13 protein-coding genes are annotated in these 18,524 nt (G+C 42.2%); 1 reads left to right on the top strand and 12 read right to left on the bottom strand.

What is annotated here, in order from left to right:
• Positions 1 to 69 precede the first annotated feature (69 nt).
• Together HMPREF1521_RS02290 and tyrS are read right to left on the bottom strand one after the other, a co-directional pair.
• Positions 70 to 711, bottom strand: a complete 642-nt coding sequence (locus HMPREF1521_RS02290) for a CoA pyrophosphatase (protein ID WP_038115325.1) — start codon at positions 709 to 711, stop codon at positions 70 to 72.
• A gap of 255 nt (positions 712 to 966) precedes the next feature.
• Positions 967 to 2,175 (bottom strand): tyrosine--tRNA ligase, encoded by a 1,209-nt coding sequence (gene tyrS, locus HMPREF1521_RS02295; protein ID WP_038115326.1) that lies wholly within the window; start codon positions 2,173 to 2,175, stop codon positions 967 to 969.
• 156 nt (positions 2,176 to 2,331) lie between these two features.
• On the opposite strand from tyrS, the gene HMPREF1521_RS02300 reads away from it, so the two are divergent.
• The gene (locus HMPREF1521_RS02300; protein WP_038115328.1) at positions 2,332 to 4,422 is read left to right on the top strand and encodes a transglycosylase domain-containing protein; all 2,091 of its coding nucleotides are present in this window, start codon (positions 2,332 to 2,334) and stop codon (positions 4,420 to 4,422) included.
• 200 nt (positions 4,423 to 4,622) lie between these two features.
• Here HMPREF1521_RS02300 and HMPREF1521_RS02305 read toward each other — a convergent pair whose 3' ends face one another.
• The 10 genes from HMPREF1521_RS02305 to HMPREF1521_RS02350 all read right to left on the bottom strand — a co-directional run bounded on the left by HMPREF1521_RS02305 (position 4,623) and on the right by HMPREF1521_RS02350 (position 18,431).
• Positions 4,623 to 7,061, bottom strand: coding sequence for an endonuclease MutS2 (locus tag HMPREF1521_RS02305; protein ID WP_232203163.1), 2,439 nt, complete (start codon positions 7,059 to 7,061; stop codon positions 4,623 to 4,625).
• A complete protein-coding gene (locus tag HMPREF1521_RS02310; protein WP_038115330.1) occupies positions 7,015 to 9,438 on the bottom strand; it encodes a DUF3656 domain-containing protein in 2,424 nt (807 codons plus the stop codon). The genes HMPREF1521_RS02305 and HMPREF1521_RS02310 overlap by 47 nt, the downstream gene beginning before the upstream one ends.
• An 88-nt stretch (positions 9,439 to 9,526) precedes the next feature.
• Positions 9,527 to 11,971, bottom strand: a complete 2,445-nt coding sequence (gene pheT / locus HMPREF1521_RS02315) for a phenylalanine--tRNA ligase subunit beta (RefSeq protein WP_038115332.1) — start codon at positions 11,969 to 11,971, stop codon at positions 9,527 to 9,529.
• Positions 11,972 to 11,980: 9 nt separating this feature from the next.
• Positions 11,981 to 13,003 carry a phenylalanine--tRNA ligase subunit alpha gene (pheS, locus tag HMPREF1521_RS02320; RefSeq protein WP_038115334.1) on the bottom strand — a complete coding sequence of 341 codons (1,023 nt, stop codon included), beginning with the start codon at positions 13,001 to 13,003 and terminating at the stop codon, positions 11,981 to 11,983.
• A gap of 36 nt (positions 13,004 to 13,039) precedes the next feature.
• On the bottom strand, positions 13,040 to 13,504 hold the full coding sequence (locus tag HMPREF1521_RS02325) for a PaaI family thioesterase (protein WP_038115336.1): 465 nt from the start codon (positions 13,502 to 13,504) through the stop codon (positions 13,040 to 13,042).
• A 183-nt stretch (positions 13,505 to 13,687) separates the two neighbouring features.
• Complete coding sequence (locus HMPREF1521_RS02330) at positions 13,688 to 14,899, bottom strand: ABC transporter permease (RefSeq protein WP_038115338.1); 1,212 nt, start codon at positions 14,897 to 14,899, stop codon at positions 13,688 to 13,690.
• Positions 14,892 to 15,614 carry an ABC transporter ATP-binding protein gene (locus tag HMPREF1521_RS02335; protein WP_038115340.1) on the bottom strand — a complete coding sequence of 241 codons (723 nt, stop codon included), beginning with the start codon at positions 15,612 to 15,614 and terminating at the stop codon, positions 14,892 to 14,894. Before HMPREF1521_RS02335 ends, HMPREF1521_RS02330 begins: the two co-directional genes overlap by 8 nt.
• Before the next feature lie 12 nt (positions 15,615 to 15,626).
• Positions 15,627 to 16,709: an efflux RND transporter periplasmic adaptor subunit gene (locus HMPREF1521_RS02340; protein WP_038115343.1), complete on the bottom strand. Its 1,083-nt coding sequence runs from the start codon at positions 16,707 to 16,709 to the stop codon at positions 15,627 to 15,629.
• A 152-nt stretch (positions 16,710 to 16,861) separates the two neighbouring features.
• Entirely contained in the window at positions 16,862 to 17,776 is a 915-nt protein-coding gene (locus HMPREF1521_RS02345; RefSeq protein ID WP_038115345.1) for an ATP-dependent 6-phosphofructokinase, read from the bottom strand.
• Positions 17,733 to 18,431 (bottom strand): shikimate kinase, encoded by a 699-nt coding sequence (locus HMPREF1521_RS02350; protein ID WP_038115348.1) that lies wholly within the window; start codon positions 18,429 to 18,431, stop codon positions 17,733 to 17,735. The genes HMPREF1521_RS02345 and HMPREF1521_RS02350 overlap by 44 nt, the downstream gene beginning before the upstream one ends.
• Between the last annotated feature and the right edge of the window lie 93 nt (positions 18,432 to 18,524).

Consider the following 18,524-nt stretch of genomic DNA (forward strand, 5'->3'; position numbering starts at 1 on the left):
CTCCTAGATTAATTAGTGCAACACATTAAACCTTTTACACATAAATAGTATACCTTAATTTATAATCTGTCAATTTTTGTGGGCATTATTATGTAAATGAACATCCCTATATATATCTAAAAAGTTCTTCAGTACCCGCCCAGTCAGTCCCCATATGGTGTATTGTTTATAGGGATAGAAATAGACAGAGTAGTTTTGTCTAATTTTCCAATCGATATTGTAGCCCTCTAATAAATGGAACGGAAAATCGCGCAACGGTCTTGTAGCTATGTCAAGGTGTCCTACAGTTGGTTCCATATCTAACAGATACCGTAGTGGAACGGTAAACACCTCACCTACCTCATCGATATTCGGTTTGAATTGACCGGTATGCAGTCGTACTGCTACGGCATATAGTTTTACACCTATGGCGGATACTAAACAATCTAAATTACCAAGTAGTTCAATTTTGTCTAACCCTATGCCTAGTTCCTCAGAGCATTCACGCATGGCAGCATAAGCACCGCTTTTATCATTAGGTTCACAGTGACCACCGGGAAAGCTGATTTCACCCGGTTGACGTCGCAACGTATTGCTACGTACGGTAAACACCACATGATCCTCTCCATCAATTTCTAATAATGGTACAGCTACTGCCGCAGTTATAACATCAATATCGGTAAGAACAGTATGTTCCCGCTGCTCTAAAAAGTTAGTTAATTTTTTATCCATATTATATAATCCTCTTACAAGTCAATATGATCCGCTTACAAATAATATTTAGCTTTATGGTATATGAATTAAGGTTTTATGTTTCAAGTTCATTTTTATATTTACTTTCATTATACATTAGCTTGTAAAAGATAATCACTAACTTATAGATAGTAAAATATCAATATCATAGATAGAAAAAAACTGTGACGGGGTTTCTGCACCCCATCACAGTTTTATATGAAGTTAAAATTTAGTTAAATATATTAAGTTAAATTAGTTAAATTTAATTTTCACAAATTTGCGTTTACCTACTTGAAGAATCATGCCGTCTTCAAGAGTAATATTTTCTTCGCTATATTTTTCACCATTTACTTTGAAAGCACCCGCCTTAATAGAGCGACGAGCTTCACCATTGGATGCGGTCAAACCGGCATCTGTACAGAACTGCGGTACAAAGATTGGTGCTGCTGGCGCATCCATAGCATATTCGGGAATATCCGTAGGCATAGCGCGTTGTTGGAATACGCGTTTGAATTCCTCTTCCGCCTCTAAAGCCGCTTCTTCACCATGGTACAAACGAACGATTGTGCGTGCTAACTGCATCTTCGCATCACGAGGATGCAATTCACCGGATTCAAGTCGCGTTGTCATGTCTTCCTGATCTTCGATAGACATATCGGTAACAAGCATGAAATAACGCATCATCAATTCATCAGAAATGGACATTGCTTTGCCGTACATTTCTTTTGGCTCTTCATCGATACCGATGTAGTTTCCTAAAGATTTACTCATTTTTTGAACGCCATCAAGACCTTCCAATAACGGCATCGTGATAACCACTTGCGGTTCTTGACCTTCTATTTCTTGTAGATGACGGCCCATTAACAAGTTGAACGTTTGGTCTGTACCGCCAAATTCAACATCTGCATGTAATGCGACGGAATCTTGACCTTGCATCAATGGATACATGAACTCATGAACCCCGATAGGACGACCTTCTTTAAAGCGCTTATTGAAATCATCACGTTCCATCATTCGCGCAACCGTATAAGAAGCAGCCAAGCGAAGTACATCGGCAAAATTCATCTGTTCCAACCATTCACTGTTATCGCGAACGATGGTTTTTTCAGGATCTAAGACCTTAAAAATCTGTGCTTTATATGTTTGTGCATTTTCCAGCACCTGCTCTTTCGTAAGTGGCGGACGAGTTACACTTTTACCGGACGGATCGCCGATACGGGCCGTGAAGCCGCCGATAACGATCACAACCTGATGACCGAACTCTTGGAATAAACGAAGTTTACGGAGCGGCACGGTATGGCCCAAATGAATATCCGGTGCAGTTGGATCTAAGCCCAACTTTACAACTAAAGGTTTATTCTCCTTGATAGATCTTTCTATTTTTTTTACGAGATCTTGTTCGTTAATTAAATCCGCTACGCCATGTTTAATTTGACGCACTTGTTCTTGAGCACTAATCATAACAATCCTCCTAGAAATACTATTTTATAAGTATACCATTAACTATAAACTTTCACAATTATATATAGTATTGGTTTGATGCAATTTATGATATAATATTTACAACTGCGTAATAGATTTTACGTTATATTTACTAAGGAAAAAAGAGGTGACTCTATGAGTAACAACTCAAATACGAGAGCTCGCCGCCGCACATCAGGCGGCAGCAGTTCTGAACAGAAGAAAACCAATAGAAAACGTTTCTTTTGGATTATCACTCTTCTCATAATACTCATCGTAGCGGGTGGTGGTTGTGGTTTTATCAGTGCCACACTATCAAATTTACCGGATGTCTCAAACGTAAGACCTTCTGCATCATCTCAAATTTATGATGTTCACGGTAATCTCATCACTACAGTCCATTCAGTGGAAAACAGATTACCGGTACCACTCAAAGATGTACCGAAAGATCTACAGGATGCTTTCATCGCTACAGAAGACTCTCGTTTCTATTCCCATCATGGCATTGACCCAATCGGGATTTTGCGTGCCGTATGGGTTAATATTATTCATAGCGGTGTTTCTGAAGGTGGTTCTACAATTACACAGCAACTTGCCAGAGGTATGTTCTTAACACAAGACAGAACACTGAAACGTAAAATCTCGGAAGCGCTCTTAGCGATAAAAATTGAACAGAACTATACAAAACAAGAAATTCTTGAAATGTATATGAATCAAATTTACTTCGGTCAAGGTGCTTATGGTGTACAGTCCGCATCGCATGTATACTTCGGCAAGGATGTACAGGATTTGACATTGGCTCAAGCCGCTCTCATTGCCGGTCTTCCTCAAAGCCCTAACTACTACTCTCCTTTCAATAACTTAGAGGAAAGTAAAAAACGTCAGGCGATCGTATTGGGGCAAATGGTTAAATACGGTTATATTACACAAGAACAAGCCGATGAAGCTCGCCAAGCCGATTTAGGACTGATTGCTAAGCAAGAACAGGCTCATGAAGATTCAAATGCGTCATACTTTATCAACTATGTTATCTCTCAGGTTTCTGAAAAATATGGTGATGATGCTATCTATAAAGATGGGCTTAAAATCTATACAACGTTAGATATGAATGCTCAGAATGCAGCTGTCGCAGCTATGCAAAACCTCCCTAGCTTTTACAATGATCAAAATGGTCTACAACAGCCGCAAGGTGCCATTGTGGCCATGAATCCGCATAACGGTTATATCGTAGCCATGGTCGGTGGTCGTGGTGATGATGCCTTTAACCGTGCGACACAGGCGGAACGTCAGCCGGGTTCTGCTATGAAACCGTTTGTATACCTGGCGGCGATTCAAAGCGGTAAAACCCCTGGCTCCATCGTCGATGACAGTCCGGTCGATTTCAACGGTTGGCGTCCACAGAACTATGAAAAAGAATTCAACGGCGAGATTACATATCGCTATGCACTACAACACTCAGTTAACGTAGCGACTATTAAAATTGCCGATGAAATAGGAATGTCTAAGATTCTCCGTTTAGCAAAAGATATGGGTATTACTACTCTCACTGATAATGATAACAACTTGTCCACGGCTATCGGCGGTCTAACACATGGTGTAACGCCTCTCGAAATGGCACAGGCATACGGTGTACTTGCCAATGGCGGTATCAAAGTACAACCTACTGCCATCGTTAAAATCGTAGACAGAAACGGTCAAATCGTAGAGGAAAATTCAATTCAGGAAAAACGCATTATCGAAGAAAAAGATGCGGCTATTTTAACCAATATGCTTGAATCCGTAATAAATGGCGGTACTGGTGGCAATGCAGCAATCGGACGACCTGTAGCCGGCAAGACAGGTACTACAGATGACTCCAAAGATGCCTGGTTCGTAGGTTATACGCCTGACTTAGTCGCTGCCGTATGGATGGGTGATGATTATGGTACGGAAACATTGCACGGTATCACAGGCGGTACTACACCGGCTATTATCTGGGCACAATTTATGAGCAATGCACTTGCCAATACACCTGTATCCGATTTTAGTGTCCCTGCCAGCGCACAGTCAGCGATTCAGGAAGGTTACCGAAATCCTGTAAAAGAAACACCTAAACAGGAAGAAGTGAGAGAAACTCGACAATCATCTGAACGGGTAAGGAAAGATGAAAAAGTGAAAGAAGAAGAAAAGCCGTCTAAAGAGGAGGCTTCAGACTCAAAATCTCACTCATCTAAGAACTCAAAAAAATCCAGTAAAAAAGATCGTTAGACTATAAAAGCAACTATAAGTCATAGATGTCACAGAGGGCGGAACAATGTGTTCCGCCCTTTCTCTCTTTCATGTAAAAATGGTAGCGGATTCAACGCATCCGCTACCATTTTCATTACAATATTAATATTATGTATTATTAGGCTGAAATTTATTTTCACAACTGTTATCAACAACCGATATAAAAATCTAAATAATAGTTATTTAAGTACTACATTAGTAGCACCTGCACCGCCTTCATCATAACCGGCCGTTTCAAAATGTGCCACATGAGGCAATGTACGTAAATATTGATGAACACCTTCGCGCAATGCACCTGTTCCCTTACCATGAATAATTCGTACCTGGTTGACACCGCCCAGTAACGCCTGGTCGATAAATCGACCCACAGATACGGTCGCTTCATCTACGGTCTGACCGAGAATATTGATTTCCGTACGCACCTCTTTTTGTCGTTGAACCGCTGAACCGCCCATACGCTTTCTCATCTTAGGAATAGCACCTCTTTGTTCACGTTCAAGCTTGTGTCCTTCTTCTCGTGTTGCAGATTGTAATTCATTAATCTTAACCGTCGCGGTAAGTCCATTAATATCTACATTGACACGATTGCCCTTAACGGATAATACCGTTCCTAATGAACGCAGTGTCGTCACATATACGGCCTGACCGACTTTAATAGTATCCGGTGTTAAGCTTTTGCGATTGTCATCCACCGGTGCATCCGGTACATATACATTTGAAATCCCCTTACGAGCCGCATTAATGGCAGACTGTCTCTTATCCTTATTCATTTCAGAGAATTGAGATTTCAACTGCTTGATAATGGCCTCCCCTTCGACGCGTAAACTGCGTTTCATAGACTCCGCATCGGCTTGTGCCTTGGCTAAAATCTGCTTTCGCTTTTCATTGAACTGTTTCTTTTCCTTTTCCAATTGCCCCCGCATACGACGAGTTTCATCAAGTTCCTTTTTAAGGGCTCGCTCCCGCTCCGATGCCTTACGCAATTGTTCATTCAAATCGGAAAGAACTTCCTCCATTTCATGACTGCCGAATTGCGATTTATACTCCGATGCACGAGCCACGATATCCTTAGGAAGTCCCAACCGCGCGGCAATGCTCAACGCATGACTGCTGCCGGCTACACCGATATGTAAACGATAGGTCGGCTTTAATGTACGTTCATCAAATTCCACATGTCCATTTTCGATGCCCTCAGTATGATAGGCATAATTCTTAAGCTCATTATAATGGGTGCTGACCATCATAAGAGCGCCCTTTTGACGGAAAAATTCCAAAATAGATACGGCCAGAGCACTACCTTCTTCGGGGTCCGTACCGGATCCGAGCTCATCGAGTAATACGAGATCATTAGGCCCGCAATGTTTGATGATCGAAATAACCTGCGTCATATGCGCGGAAAACGTACTGAGACTGGCCTCAATACTCTGCTCATCCCCGATATCCGCAAAGATACTATGGAATATCGGCAACATAGAACCGTGATCAGCGGGAATAAACAGTCCACATTGATTCATCAGGCTTAATAAGCCCAATGTCTTAAGTGATACCGTCTTACCTCCCGTATTGGACCCCGTAATCAAAAGGATTCGATATGATGTACCCAATTGAATATTTGTTGGTACTACCATATTGGCAGGAATCAATGGATGACGGGCGCGCATGAGATTTACCGTTCGATCCGTACTCAAAACGGCGGGTACACCTTTATAGGCAATGGCAAGACTCGCCTTACCATATACAAATTCAATATGAGATACTCTTTCACAGGCATCCATCAAATCATTGCTATGCTGTTTTACAAGGGCTGAAAGTTCACGATAAATACGTATTACTTCCTGTTCTTCACCAATCAAAGCCTCCTGTAATTCATTATTTAAATTTACCAAGCGCATCGGCTCGATATACAAGGTCTGACCCGTTGCGGAACGGTCGTGAATGAGTCCGTCAAAATACTGGCGATATTCTTGCTTTACAGGAATCACATAGCGATTATTGCGCTGTGTGATAATCGCCTCTTGAAAATACTTTTGATTGTCCTTGTCATGCAGGATAGCTTGTATATCATGCTTAATCTTATCGCGTGTTTTAACGATGGTATTACGGAGACTTGCCAGTTTAGGCGATGCCGTATCCAGCAATTCCCCTTTATCATCAAAAACACGTCTGAAACGCTGTTCTAACCGATCTGTATTCGGCATATCCTGCACCCAAAGAGATAACAATGGATACTCCATATACTTCGTTCTAAAGAACTTCGTCATCCGCTTATAAGCCCCTATAGTGGAATAAATATCCCACAAGGCTTCACGGGTGAGTACAAAATCCTTTCGGCTATTCTTACAGGATTCGCGGATATCACGCGTTCCCCCCAATGGCTGTTCCACCTCGGTTTGCAACGACCGTACGGCTTCAGCGGTTTCATCAAGATTCTCCTGAATCGCTTTTATATCGGTCATCGGTTCCATCTGTATAGCCAACTCTTTGGCAATACTGGAACTGCAATGTTGCTGCAATTGTTCTTTTATATGGTGAAAGTCTAATACATTTTCGTTAAACAATGTACTACCTCGTTTATAAAATACCTCTAAAATAATGCCCCCGAGTAATAGGCGTATCATTCTTGCCCATACTCTTATGAGGAGCCTGTTTCTTTCCATTTTGAATGGCCACATAATCCGTTACGATGTTACGTAATCTATTGGAATCCATATGGCGACCATCAATACGCAATATACGTAACCCCTTGCGCATTAACTCCGGCACATAAGAACGCATATCCATCTCATGACTGTTCATGATATGCATACGACAATACGGATCTGTACGCAACGGAAAAACTTCCCCTTTTCGATCCCTTAACGCATAATCTTCAGTAACACATGGCATAGGACAATTTTCTTTTTTCCCGGTACCCACGAAACCGGCAATAGCGCAGTATTCGGAAATCATCATTTCCGTATACCCATGAACCATCACCTCCAAGGGCAATATGGTAGACCTTTGCAATTGTACTAACTGCGTCAAAGTTAATTCCAAAGATGGTGCAATACTGCTCATATTAAAGTCCTGCCATACTGTTAAAGCACAACGATTAAATATATTGAGACCCGTATCGGCTTCAATGGCTCCGGTATAGTTTAAATCTCGAAGCCACAGTAATGCCTGCGGCACATGAATGGAAATGCTATCAGGTTTAGCCTCTACCATAGCTTGTAAGGTTTTCATATAAGCATCTACTTCATCATCTTTTATCACCCGCGGTGTAGCAAATGCACAGATAACCTCATGCTCTTTACAAAGATTTGAAACCTGCTCATAAATACGTGGTTCATAAGGTTTTCGTTGTAAGCGGTCACCTCCGAAAATGATTTTCTTGGCGCCCCCTTCGATAGCGGCTGACACACCTTCTACTTCATCTACACGAACACTGATGATAGACCCTTCATATTGAATACTATGTTTAGCCACCATAGATGACATATCTCGGGGCTCTACGGATAATTTAGCCCATGAATCCTCATGAGCCTTAATTAATAAAGATTCCAAAGCCTCTGCAGCATCACGGCGCAATGTATTTAATACGCTCGCCGGCCACATATATGGTCCCTCAGGAATCGACATAGAGCCTAATGTAAATAATGTATTACCCAAACGTCCCACCTGGTTAGTGACTTTTTCTAATGATGTGGGCTTATTATTGGCATATACCGGTTCAAACTCATTAGATACGGTTACGCTGCGGCCATCATTCAAAACGAATGTGAGTTCTGTAAAAGCTCGCTCCGTTTCCGCATTGATCGTCAGATATCCATGAACTTCAAGTTTTGCCGTAAAATCCTGTAAACCACGCTGCTTTTGTGATTTAGGTGCAGACGCCAGATACACTTGTCCTGCTGCAAAGCCTTCATCAGGTTTACCCATAAAATGTTTATCATCAATTACCGACCAGTTTTGATCGATTTGATAATACGTAATGCTTCCCGATGCTTGCATCACCTTCAGTAATGAACCCTTTTCAATAGGCTCAGTCAGAATTAAATGAACTTGTCTCTTTTTTATAACCGCTTTGCCAATAGGTTTTCCCTGATTATTGGGAGCTACAACGGTCATCATTGATTTTCCTACATGATCTGTTAAATAATCTGTAGAAAATCCCCGATTAAAGCCTGCCGCCAATGCATCAGCATCGGATGATTCCATATGAGCCGTATCCAGAATATGTCGATATGTACCGATAACCTGGCGTACATAGGACACCTTTTTCATGCGGCCTTCCACCTTAAACGATGTAACCCCTGCCGCAACCAGTTCATTCATGTGCTCGCTATAATTTAAATCCTTGGGACTCAGTAAATAAGCTTCATGCTTCGGTAATAAACTCGTTCCCGACGAATTCAGCAACTCATAAGGTAGACGACAAGGCTGTGCACAGGCACCGCGATTACCGCTGCGTCCGCCGATGAAAGAACTCATCAAACATTGTCCGGAATAGCACACGCATAAGGCACCATGTACAAAAACTTCAATCTCCGCTGTGCAGTTTTTACAAATATGTTCGATTTCTGAAAGGCTCAATTCTCGCGCCAATACGACACGTGTAAAACCGAGATTTTCATAAAAACGAACAGCATCGAGTGTGGCCGCCGTCATCTGCGTACTACCGTGAAGATGTAACTTAGGGGCCACCTGTTGTGCTAATTTAGCCACGGCCAAGTCTTGCACGATGATAGCATCGACACCGATACGCTCTAACTCCTTCAAATATTCAGCAAGGGCCGTAAGTTCAGAATCACCAATCAGGATATTTACCGTAACATAAACGGACACATCCAATATGTGCGCCATACGGATGGCCTCCGACAGCTCATCAATACCAAAATTCGCTGCATGAGCACGTGCGTTAAATCCCTTACCGCCCAGATAAATTGCATCCGCCCCGGCCTCTAACGCGGCTATAAAATTTTCCATCGTGCCGGCAGGAGCCAATAATTCCATGGAGAGTCCTTTCTATCTCACTAAAGGTATAACTATAGTACTAAAAGGGTTTACCATACGGTAAACCCTTTCAATATACTGCTTGAGATTAACGTAATCTACAATTAATTTCTGCTAATGCATCAATAATAGCTTGAATATTACCATCAATATCCTCATCATTCAGTGTACCGTCCATAGAGCGGAATTGCAAATTGTACGCAAGACTGCGATAACCGTCCTCGATATGTTCCCCTTCATACACATCAAAGATAGATGCACTTTCTAAATATTCCCCACCATGTTCTGTAATGATTGATAACACATCATCACTGGATACGGATACGGGTGCCACAATAGCGAGATCGCGACTGGTTCCCGGGAACTTACTGAAAGCTGTATAACGGAATGGCGGAATCGACAAAGATAATACCGCTTCCAAGTCGATTTCAAACATATATACCTTCCCAGGCAAGTCAAAATTCTTGCTCACTTGGGGATGTAATTCACCATACTGAGCAATCATTTTGCCGTCTACAACGTATTGAGAGCTTACTCCAGGATGGAAATATGGCTCGGTACCGCGATTAACAGTATAGTCCTTGACACCAAGCTTAGCCAATAAACCGTCGACGATGCCTTTTACATCATAGAAATCTGTAGTGCGTTCTGCTTGGTTCCAACCAGCTTGGTTTACCTTGCCCATCAAGATACCGCAGGCCATAGGACGTTCGTGAGGAACTTCGGTTAACGGTAAAGTCTTAGGTTCATATACATTTGCAGTTTCAAATAGCCAGAGATCCTTGTTCTGCTGCGCTATATTTCGTTGCGCCGCTTCGATAACAGCCGGCACCAATGTGGTACGCATATACGGAAATTCTTCAGAAATAGGATTCAAAATAGGAATCGCTGTATAACGACTATCACCTTTAGGCAACATCATATTGGCTAACCCGTCTTTATGCATGAAGCTAAAGGTAATGATTTGAGTCATGCCCATATCCGCCAATGTATGTGTCACCTTTTTAATGAGAGCTTTTTTAGGTGTCATACCGCCGGAGGATAGTACCGCAACAGGAATAGTCGGTTTAATATTGTCATAACCGTGAATACGAGCAATTTCCTCTGCAATATCAGGCATCACGGTCACATCTCCGCGCCAGGTCGGAACAAGAGCGGACAATTGATGACCCTCTTCGGTAATCACAAACTCAAGGGCTGTCAAAATACGGACCATTTCATCTTTTGATATATCGGTTCCCAAGTAGTCATTAATTTGTTCTACTGTAAAAGTAACGGTACGTTGTTCTACAGGATTTTTATATACATCGATAACGCCTACATCAACTTTACAAGTAGGACAGATCTGCTGTAATAATTGAGCCGCTCTGTCGATAGCATAGGCAGTGTATTTATGATTTACACCACGTTCAAAACGACCAGATGCCTCGGAACGCATGCCGAGAGCTTTTGCCGTGCGGCGAATAGACGGGCCGTTAAAGACGGCGGCTTCCAATATGACCGTAGTAGTTTCATTCGTTACTTCACTATCAAAGCCACCCATGATACCAGCTACGCCTACCGGACGTTCCGCATCGGCAATGATCAGCATGGAGTCATTCAATTCGCGCTCAGAACCGTCAAGTGTAACCAGAACTTCTCCATTTTGAGCACGTCTTGCCACTAATTGATGACCTTTTACATGGTCATAGTCATATGCATGCATAGGTTGACCAAGTTCCAACATAACGTAATTTGTCACGTCTACCACATTGTTAATAGGGCGAATACCGCTGTTACGCAAACGGTTTTGCATCCACAATGGAGACGGTTCAACGGTCACATTTGTAATTATACGGGATGTAAAACGGGTACAAAGATCATCAGCTTCGATGGATACAGATGCTTTACCTTCGATGGATTCACCGTTTTCATTCACCATGATAACGGGAAACAACGCTTTTTGATTTGTCATCAGACCGAACTCGCGAGATAAGCCAACCATAGAGAAACAATCTGCACGATTTGCGGTAAGTTCAAATTCATATACTATATCATTCAGGCCCAATACGTCTTTTACATCAAGACCGATTGGCGTATTTTCCGGAAAAATATAAATGCCTTGCGCTTCTTCGGGTAACACTAAGTCGCTGGAGATACCGAATTCTGCAACAGAACAGAACATACCTTCAGATACGACACCACGTAATTTACCCTTTTTAATTTCCGTACCGTCCGCTAAGCGAGATTTATGATATGCTACAGGTACGATTTGACCTACCGCAACATTAGTAGCAGCCGTTACGATTTGCTTTGTAACAGGTTCGCCTTCTTCTGTTAGGCATTCTACTTGACATACTTGTAATTTATCCGCATCCGGATGTTTAATAATCTCAATGATTTTACCGGTATAAATTTTCTTAATGCCCTTATCCATAGCAATGACATCTTCTACAGGAATACCCGCTTGTGTCAATTCATCGGCCAATTCCTGGGCAGGACGAGTCATATCCACAGGCACGTATTCATTCATCCACTGTAAGCTTGCTTTCATGAGTTCCTCCTAAAATTGTTCCAAGAATCGTACATCATCTTCGAAGAATAGACGTAAATCGTTAATGCCGTATAAAAGCATAGCAATACGCTCTACGCCCATACCAAAGGCAAAGCCTTTGACCTTTTCAGGATCATAACCGTTCATGCGCAACACATCAGGATGAACCATACCGCAGCCTAAGATTTCAAGCCAACCGGTATGGGAGCATACACGACAGCCTTCGCCGCCACACATAACACAGGAAATGTCCACTTCGGCAGATGGTTCTGTGAACGGGAAGAAGCTTGTACGGAAACGCACTTTTGTTTCATCTCCATACATATGACGCAAGAAAGATTCAAGGGTCCCTTTCAAGTCGGCAAATGTAATGTGCTCATCGATAATAAGCCCTTCCACTTGATGGAATACTGGGGAATGCGTCGCATCGTAATCCCAACGATATACCTTACCTGGTGCAATCATGCGGATTGGACTGTTCGGTTCATGGCGTTGCATTGTACGAGCTTGTACCGGAGAGGTATGCGTACGTAACAGGAAGTTTTCTGTAATATAGAAGGAGTCCTGCATATCACGTGCAGGATGATCTTTCGGCAAATTAAGGCATTCGAAGTTATAGTAATCCTGTTCAATCTCCGGCCCCTCTTCAACGGTATATCCCATTTTCATAAAGAAGTCCTCAATCATCTCATTAACCGCAGTTAAAGGATGAATATGACCAGATTTCGGTGCGCGACCAGGCAAAGTAATATCAATGCGTTCTTGTTCTAAACGGGCATTTAGCTCAGCTGCTTCCATGCGGGTCTTAACCGCATCGATTTTAGCCTCTAATTCTTCACGCACGGCATTAACGAGAGCGCCCGCCTTAGGGCGTTCTTCCGGAGATAATTTACCTAGCCCTTTTAATAAGGCCGTTATCTCACCTTTTTTACCCAAATATTTAACGCGTATATCTTGCAACGATCGTTGATCTGTCAACCCTTTAATGGCATCAAGGGCTTCAGCCTTAATCCGTTGTAGTTCTTCTTTCATTCAAGCATCCTCCTATAGTATAAAGTTCAAATTTCATTATACCAAATCAGGGTTGTCCTCTTCAATAAAACGCCATGGTAAATCAGGCAACGGCTTTTCTTCCAAGACATAAAATGTACCCCTTGCCAAATGAACGAGCTCCCCGAGTTCATTATAAATACGTGCCGTCGCAACCATAGTGGTTTTACCGTTATGTTCTACATTAGCCACACCGCGTAATAAGGTACCGCCTGTAACAGCTTTCACATAATTGCCGTTAATATCGATTGTACTCACGGATTTTCCTAAGGTAAAGCAGGATGAACCCATCAAGCTATCCGCAAAACCGATACAGACTGCACCGTGCAGATGGCCTCTAAAATTACAGTACTCCGTTGCATTCGTTTGTAATGTCATTTCGATATGACCGGCCTCAACGGCCGTAACCTCCGAATCTTTCACCCAAGAAAAAGGATTTTGCTCGCGCAGTTCGTTAAAATATTCTAATAAGCTCGTCGCCATGGGATTCTCCATTTTCAATTTACAATACATTTTAAATAAAATTTATTTCTACTCAATACACATATACATTCTTTCGTTGGTGGAACTTGAAGTTTTTCCATCAATATAAAATGGTGCGTTACGTAATCATTGTATCACGCAACGCACCATATGCGAATAGCTACCGTGTAAACAGTAGATCATTTATTCATAATGTAATGCATCAATAGGGTTCAATTTAGCCGCTTTACGGGCAGGGTAAATGCCGAAGATTAACCCGATAGCCATGGAGAAGCCGAAGGATAAGAAAATCGTCGGAACGGATATAACCGTATGCATACCGGATGCCGTACCAATTAATTTAGATACGCCGATACCGAAAGCAATACCAATGAGACCACCCATCAAACTGATAACGACGGCCTCGATTAAGAACTGTGTAACAATTACGCTGTACGTCGCCCCCAGAGCCTTACGTATACCGATTTCTCGAGTACGCTCCGTTACGGATACAAGCATGATGTTCATGATGCCGATACCGCCTACTACGAGCGAAATCGCCGCTACAGCACCTAAGAACAATGTAAATGTCCCGGTTGTCTCAGCTACTGTTTCCATAATAGATTTCATATTTTGAACATTAAAATCATCCAAATTCGTATCCTTAATATTATGACGAACACGTAATAAATTTTCTATATCCGCCTGTAATCTATCAATACCGTCATCATCCTTAGCTACAACATACAACATACGTAGGTAGTCAACACCTTCCACGCGTTCCATTGCCGTTGTATAAGGTATTAATATCGTATCATCTTGGTCATTACCCATTGAGCCGTTCCCTTTACTATTGAGGACTCCGATAACACGGAACGGGATGTTTTTAACCCGAATCTCCTGTCCGACAGGGTCTTCGTCGGCAAATAGATTTTTCACCACCGTCTGACCTACAACCGCTACACGTTCACGGTTTTTTACATTCTTATCGGAGAAAAAACGACCGGATGCCATTGACCAGTTATTTACATCCTGAAAGTTCGAGTTAACGCCTGACACGGATGTGGTCCAGTTTTTATTCTGATAAATCACCACATACGAATTATTAGTCATCGGACTGACAGCTTTCACACCGTCTAGCTTGGCAATCGCTTCATAGTCGGATATTTTTAAGGACTTCATGGACCCTGCCGAAGGTCTAACCCCCGGGGTACGTGCAGCCCCCGGCATAACTACCAGTAAATTGGAACCCAAGCTGGAAATAGACTCTTGAATGTTCTGCTTTACACCATTACCGATTGATACCAATGCAATAACGGCGGCTACACCGATGATAATACCCAGCATGGTCAATATAGACCGCATTTTATTAGCGACCAAGGAGGCCCAAGCCATTAAGAAACTTTCTCTATACATGAGGCACCTCCTCTACCGGAGTCATATTTGAATTAATCGAATCCTCCACAATTATTCCATCTTTGAGAACAACATTACGACTTGCATACGTTGCAATATCCGGTTCATGCGTTACGAGAATAATTGTTCGCCCTTCAGTATGAAGGCCACGAAAAATATTCATGACATCGATAGTCGACTTGGAATCGAGATTCCCTGTGGGCTCATCGGCCATAATGATTGAAGGGTCATTCGCCAACGCACGGGCAATGGCAACACGTTGTCGTTGCCCACCGGATAATTCGGACGGCAAGTGATCCATACGGTCTCCGAGGCCGACGGATTGTAATAACAAAGAAGCCCGCTCATTTCGATTTTTCTTGCCTACACCGGCATAAATCATAGGCAATGCCACATTTTCAAGAGCCGTTAATTTTGTTAGCAGATTAAAACTTTGGAATACAAAACCGATCTGTTTATTTCGCACAAACGCCAGTTCATCATCGGATAAGGTGGCAACCTCATCACCATTAAGACGATAAGAACCGGTCGTAGGGCGGTCCAAACAGCCGAGAATATTCATAAAGGTGGATTTACCGGAACCAGATGGTCCCATGATGGATATAAACTCGCCCTTATTGACAAGTAAATCAATGCCATGCAAAACAGGAACTGATAATTTGCCATTCACATAGGTCTTTGTAATCCCTTGTATATCAATTACTGATTGATTCATAAGCACCTTCTCTTAGAATGGTCCGCCTACATTACTCTTTGGTGCAGTCACATCACCGCTCACGATGATTTCGTCACCTTCAGACAAGCCTTTGAGAATTTGTACATTCGTATCTCCGGTTACGCCGGTAGATACAGCTGTTCTCACAGGTTGACCATCTTTAATAACATATACATATTCCCCTTGCTTATCAGTACGTACGGCTGTTAGAGGAACAACTAATGTATTCTTTATATCATCCCCGAAAATAGTGGCCCTCGCCGTCATTGTCGGCAAGAAATTACCCGCTATATCCTGAGGTATGGCAACTTTTACGGTATAGTACACTACACTCGTACTGGTTTTGCCTAATTCACCCTTTGTACCTTTAGCAATTTCAGATACATAGCCCGTGAAAGTCTCACCAGGTTTGGAGTCGACTGTAAACTCAACACGCGATCCGTTTTTAATATTTCCGATATCCGTTTCATCCACTGTGAGATAGATTTCTAAATTAGATAAATCGGCAATCGTGGCGATAATCATCTGTGTCGAAATCCCTGTACTGATCGTTTGGCCCGCCTTCAAAGGGGTACCCACAACGGTACCGGCCATCGGAGCCGTAATGGTGGCATCGCTCAAATCAGCTACAGCTTTATCATATACAGACTTAGCACGTTCATAGTCAGTAACGGAATCATCATATTTCTGTTGCGCAATCGCATTCTGATCAACCAAGGCTTTATAACGATTCATATCAAGTTCAGCCTTTGACATTGCTGCACGTGCATCGTCGACAGTGGCTTGTAATTGACGCGTATCAATATACGCAATAACCTGACCGGCTGTAACTTGGTCATTTTCCTTAACCAATACTGATTCAAGCTTGCCGGCTACATTTGTGGATACATCTACATAGTTGACAGGGTTAATTGTCCCTGTTGCAGAAATACTTGTTTTAACATCACCTTTTTCAACTTTACCCGTAGTATATAGTTTTTGTGATTGACTCGCATCATCGCTGTTAATGTAGTAATAAACACCGCCACCGAGTACACAGAGTACTACAGCACCGGTAATAATACGTTTGCGATGTTTTCTAAAAAATTCTTTCATTCTTATCTCCTTATAGAAAAATGAAGAACTGATTATATTCATGAGAATCTATAGCCAATCAGGCTATGTCTATCGGTTTTAATCAATTATACAGTACTATTGACTTTTACACAATATAATTTTATTGAGATAAAAAATGGCCCTTCGGGCCATTAACTACTTAAAATAGACAACAAAGTATATTGTTCTTCATTGATTGGAAACTGCAATTTTTCCGCTTCCTTATAGGATATAGTACGAATATGACCATCAATATACCCGATTAAACGATTATCTACGCCGCTCATCAATGTATTAATGCATACCTCACTCATACGGGCGGCTAAAATCGCATCAAATGCGGAAGGTCCGCCACCACGTTGTAAATAACCTAGAACAGTCAAACTCGGGTCAAATTCCGTATGATTTTTTATAAATTCTTTTACTTCGCCACTTTTGTAGGCACCTTCTGCCACAAGTATAACGCTATACTCCTTACCTCGCAATTGAGTTTCCTTCAAATGGCGGCAAACTTCATGAAGCGGCATCGGATTCTCAGGTACCAGAACGATTTCAGCGCCACATGCAATCCCGGACTGCAAAGCAATATGTCCGGCCTTACGGCCCATTACTTCCACAATGGCTACCCGCTCATGAGAGTTCGATGTATCGCGGATATGCCCGACCGCATCAACAACAGTATTCAGTGCCGTATCAAATCCGATGGTATATTGCGTACCGCCCATATCATTATCAATAGTACAAGGAATTGTCATCGTTGACATACCGTGTCTTGATAAGCCCTGTGCACCGCGCATGGAACCGTCACCACCTATGACGATCAGATGATCGATACCATGACGCTTCAATATTTGATAAGCGTTCTCTTGCAAAGATTCATCTTGAAACTCAGGATACCTTGCCGTTTTAAGCATTGTACCGCCCTGAGTGATAATTCCGCCAACATCGCGAGCCTGTAGAGGGAATATAGCCTCTTGTATAATACCAAGATACCCCCGTTCAATGCCGAATACTTGAAAACCTTCATGGATTGCTTTTCTTGTAACGGCCCGAATGGCGGCGTTCATTCCCGGTGCGTCTCCACCGCTTGTTAATATTGCGATTTTTCTCATATCCATTACCCCCTCGTGGTATATCTTGTTTGGATATAGCATCTGATGGAATTGTATTATCTTTGGATCGACGCCTTGCTTTAAATTGTACCGCAGATGTTTCGAGCGCCTTTTCGATTCGCTGCATAAAATCAAAAGTTCGACCGTTTGTCGTATCTAATACATAGTCACACTGTTTATATACAGGTTTCCAGGATTGTATCATGGTATGAACAAAAGAATTCACATTTGTATAATCCATCGTCGGTCGTTTACCGATACGGCGATTAACACGACTTACAATACGAAATTGTGCTGCGCGAATACCGATGATATAGGAATATTTTTTCAATATCTTTAACGTACGATGTTCTATCGGAAAGTTTCCGCCTACTGAAATAACAGCTTCATGGTATAAGCATACCTTTTTTAAAACATCCATTTCAGCACGGCGAAATGCTTTTTCTCCGATTTTTTTATAAATATCTGCAATGGGCAAGCCAAAACGATCTTCCAATACGCGATCGGTATCTACGAATTGCCAGCCTTTTCGTTCCGCCAGATTGCGACCGAAGTGACTTTTTCCACTTCCCATAGAACCGATGAGCATAATATTTCGTTTAATTATCATGTATAGTGAGCCCCTTATCATTTCATATCTTTCATTTTACTATAATTCCATGTAAAAACAAAGATAGACCCTTTGGATATAACTCACCAGGGT

This window comes from Veillonella sp. AS16, from assembly GCF_000517785.1.
Taxonomy (GTDB): Bacteria; Bacillota; Negativicutes; order Veillonellales; family Veillonellaceae; genus Veillonella; species Veillonella denticariosi.

Excerpts from the sequence above, each read along its gene's own strand:
- tyrS (WP_038115326.1), bottom strand. The coding sequence starts at position 2,175 with ATGATTAGTGCTCAAGAACAAGTGCGTCAAATTAAACATGGCGTAGCG.
- HMPREF1521_RS02305 (WP_232203163.1), bottom strand. The coding sequence starts at position 7,061 with ATGATACGCCTATTACTCGGGGGCATTATTTTAGAGGTATTTTATAAA.
- HMPREF1521_RS02310 (WP_038115330.1), bottom strand. The coding sequence starts at position 9,438 with ATGGAATTATTGGCTCCTGCCGGCACGATGGAAAATTTTATAGCCGCG.
- HMPREF1521_RS02325 (WP_038115336.1), bottom strand. The coding sequence starts at position 13,504 with ATGGCGACGAGCTTATTAGAATATTTTAACGAACTGCGCGAGCAAAAT.
- HMPREF1521_RS02345 (WP_038115345.1), bottom strand. The coding sequence starts at position 17,776 with ATGAACGCCGCCATTCGGGCCGTTACAAGAAAAGCAATCCATGAAGGT.
- HMPREF1521_RS02350 (WP_038115348.1), bottom strand. The coding sequence starts at position 18,431 with ATGATAATTAAACGAAATATTATGCTCATCGGTTCTATGGGAAGTGGA.
- HMPREF1521_RS02290 (WP_038115325.1), bottom strand. The coding sequence starts at position 711 with ATGGATAAAAAATTAACTAACTTTTTAGAGCAGCGGGAACATACTGTT.
- HMPREF1521_RS02340 (WP_038115343.1), bottom strand. The coding sequence starts at position 16,709 with ATGAAAGAATTTTTTAGAAAACATCGCAAACGTATTATTACCGGTGCT.
- HMPREF1521_RS02335 (WP_038115340.1), bottom strand. The coding sequence starts at position 15,614 with ATGAATCAATCAGTAATTGATATACAAGGGATTACAAAGACCTATGTG.
- HMPREF1521_RS02330 (WP_038115338.1), bottom strand. The coding sequence starts at position 14,899 with ATGTATAGAGAAAGTTTCTTAATGGCTTGGGCCTCCTTGGTCGCTAAT.
- HMPREF1521_RS02300 (WP_038115328.1), top strand. The coding sequence starts at position 2,332 with ATGAGTAACAACTCAAATACGAGAGCTCGCCGCCGCACATCAGGCGGC.
- pheT (WP_038115332.1), bottom strand. The coding sequence starts at position 11,971 with ATGAAAGCAAGCTTACAGTGGATGAATGAATACGTGCCTGTGGATATG.
- pheS (WP_038115334.1), bottom strand. The coding sequence starts at position 13,003 with ATGAAAGAAGAACTACAACGGATTAAGGCTGAAGCCCTTGATGCCATT.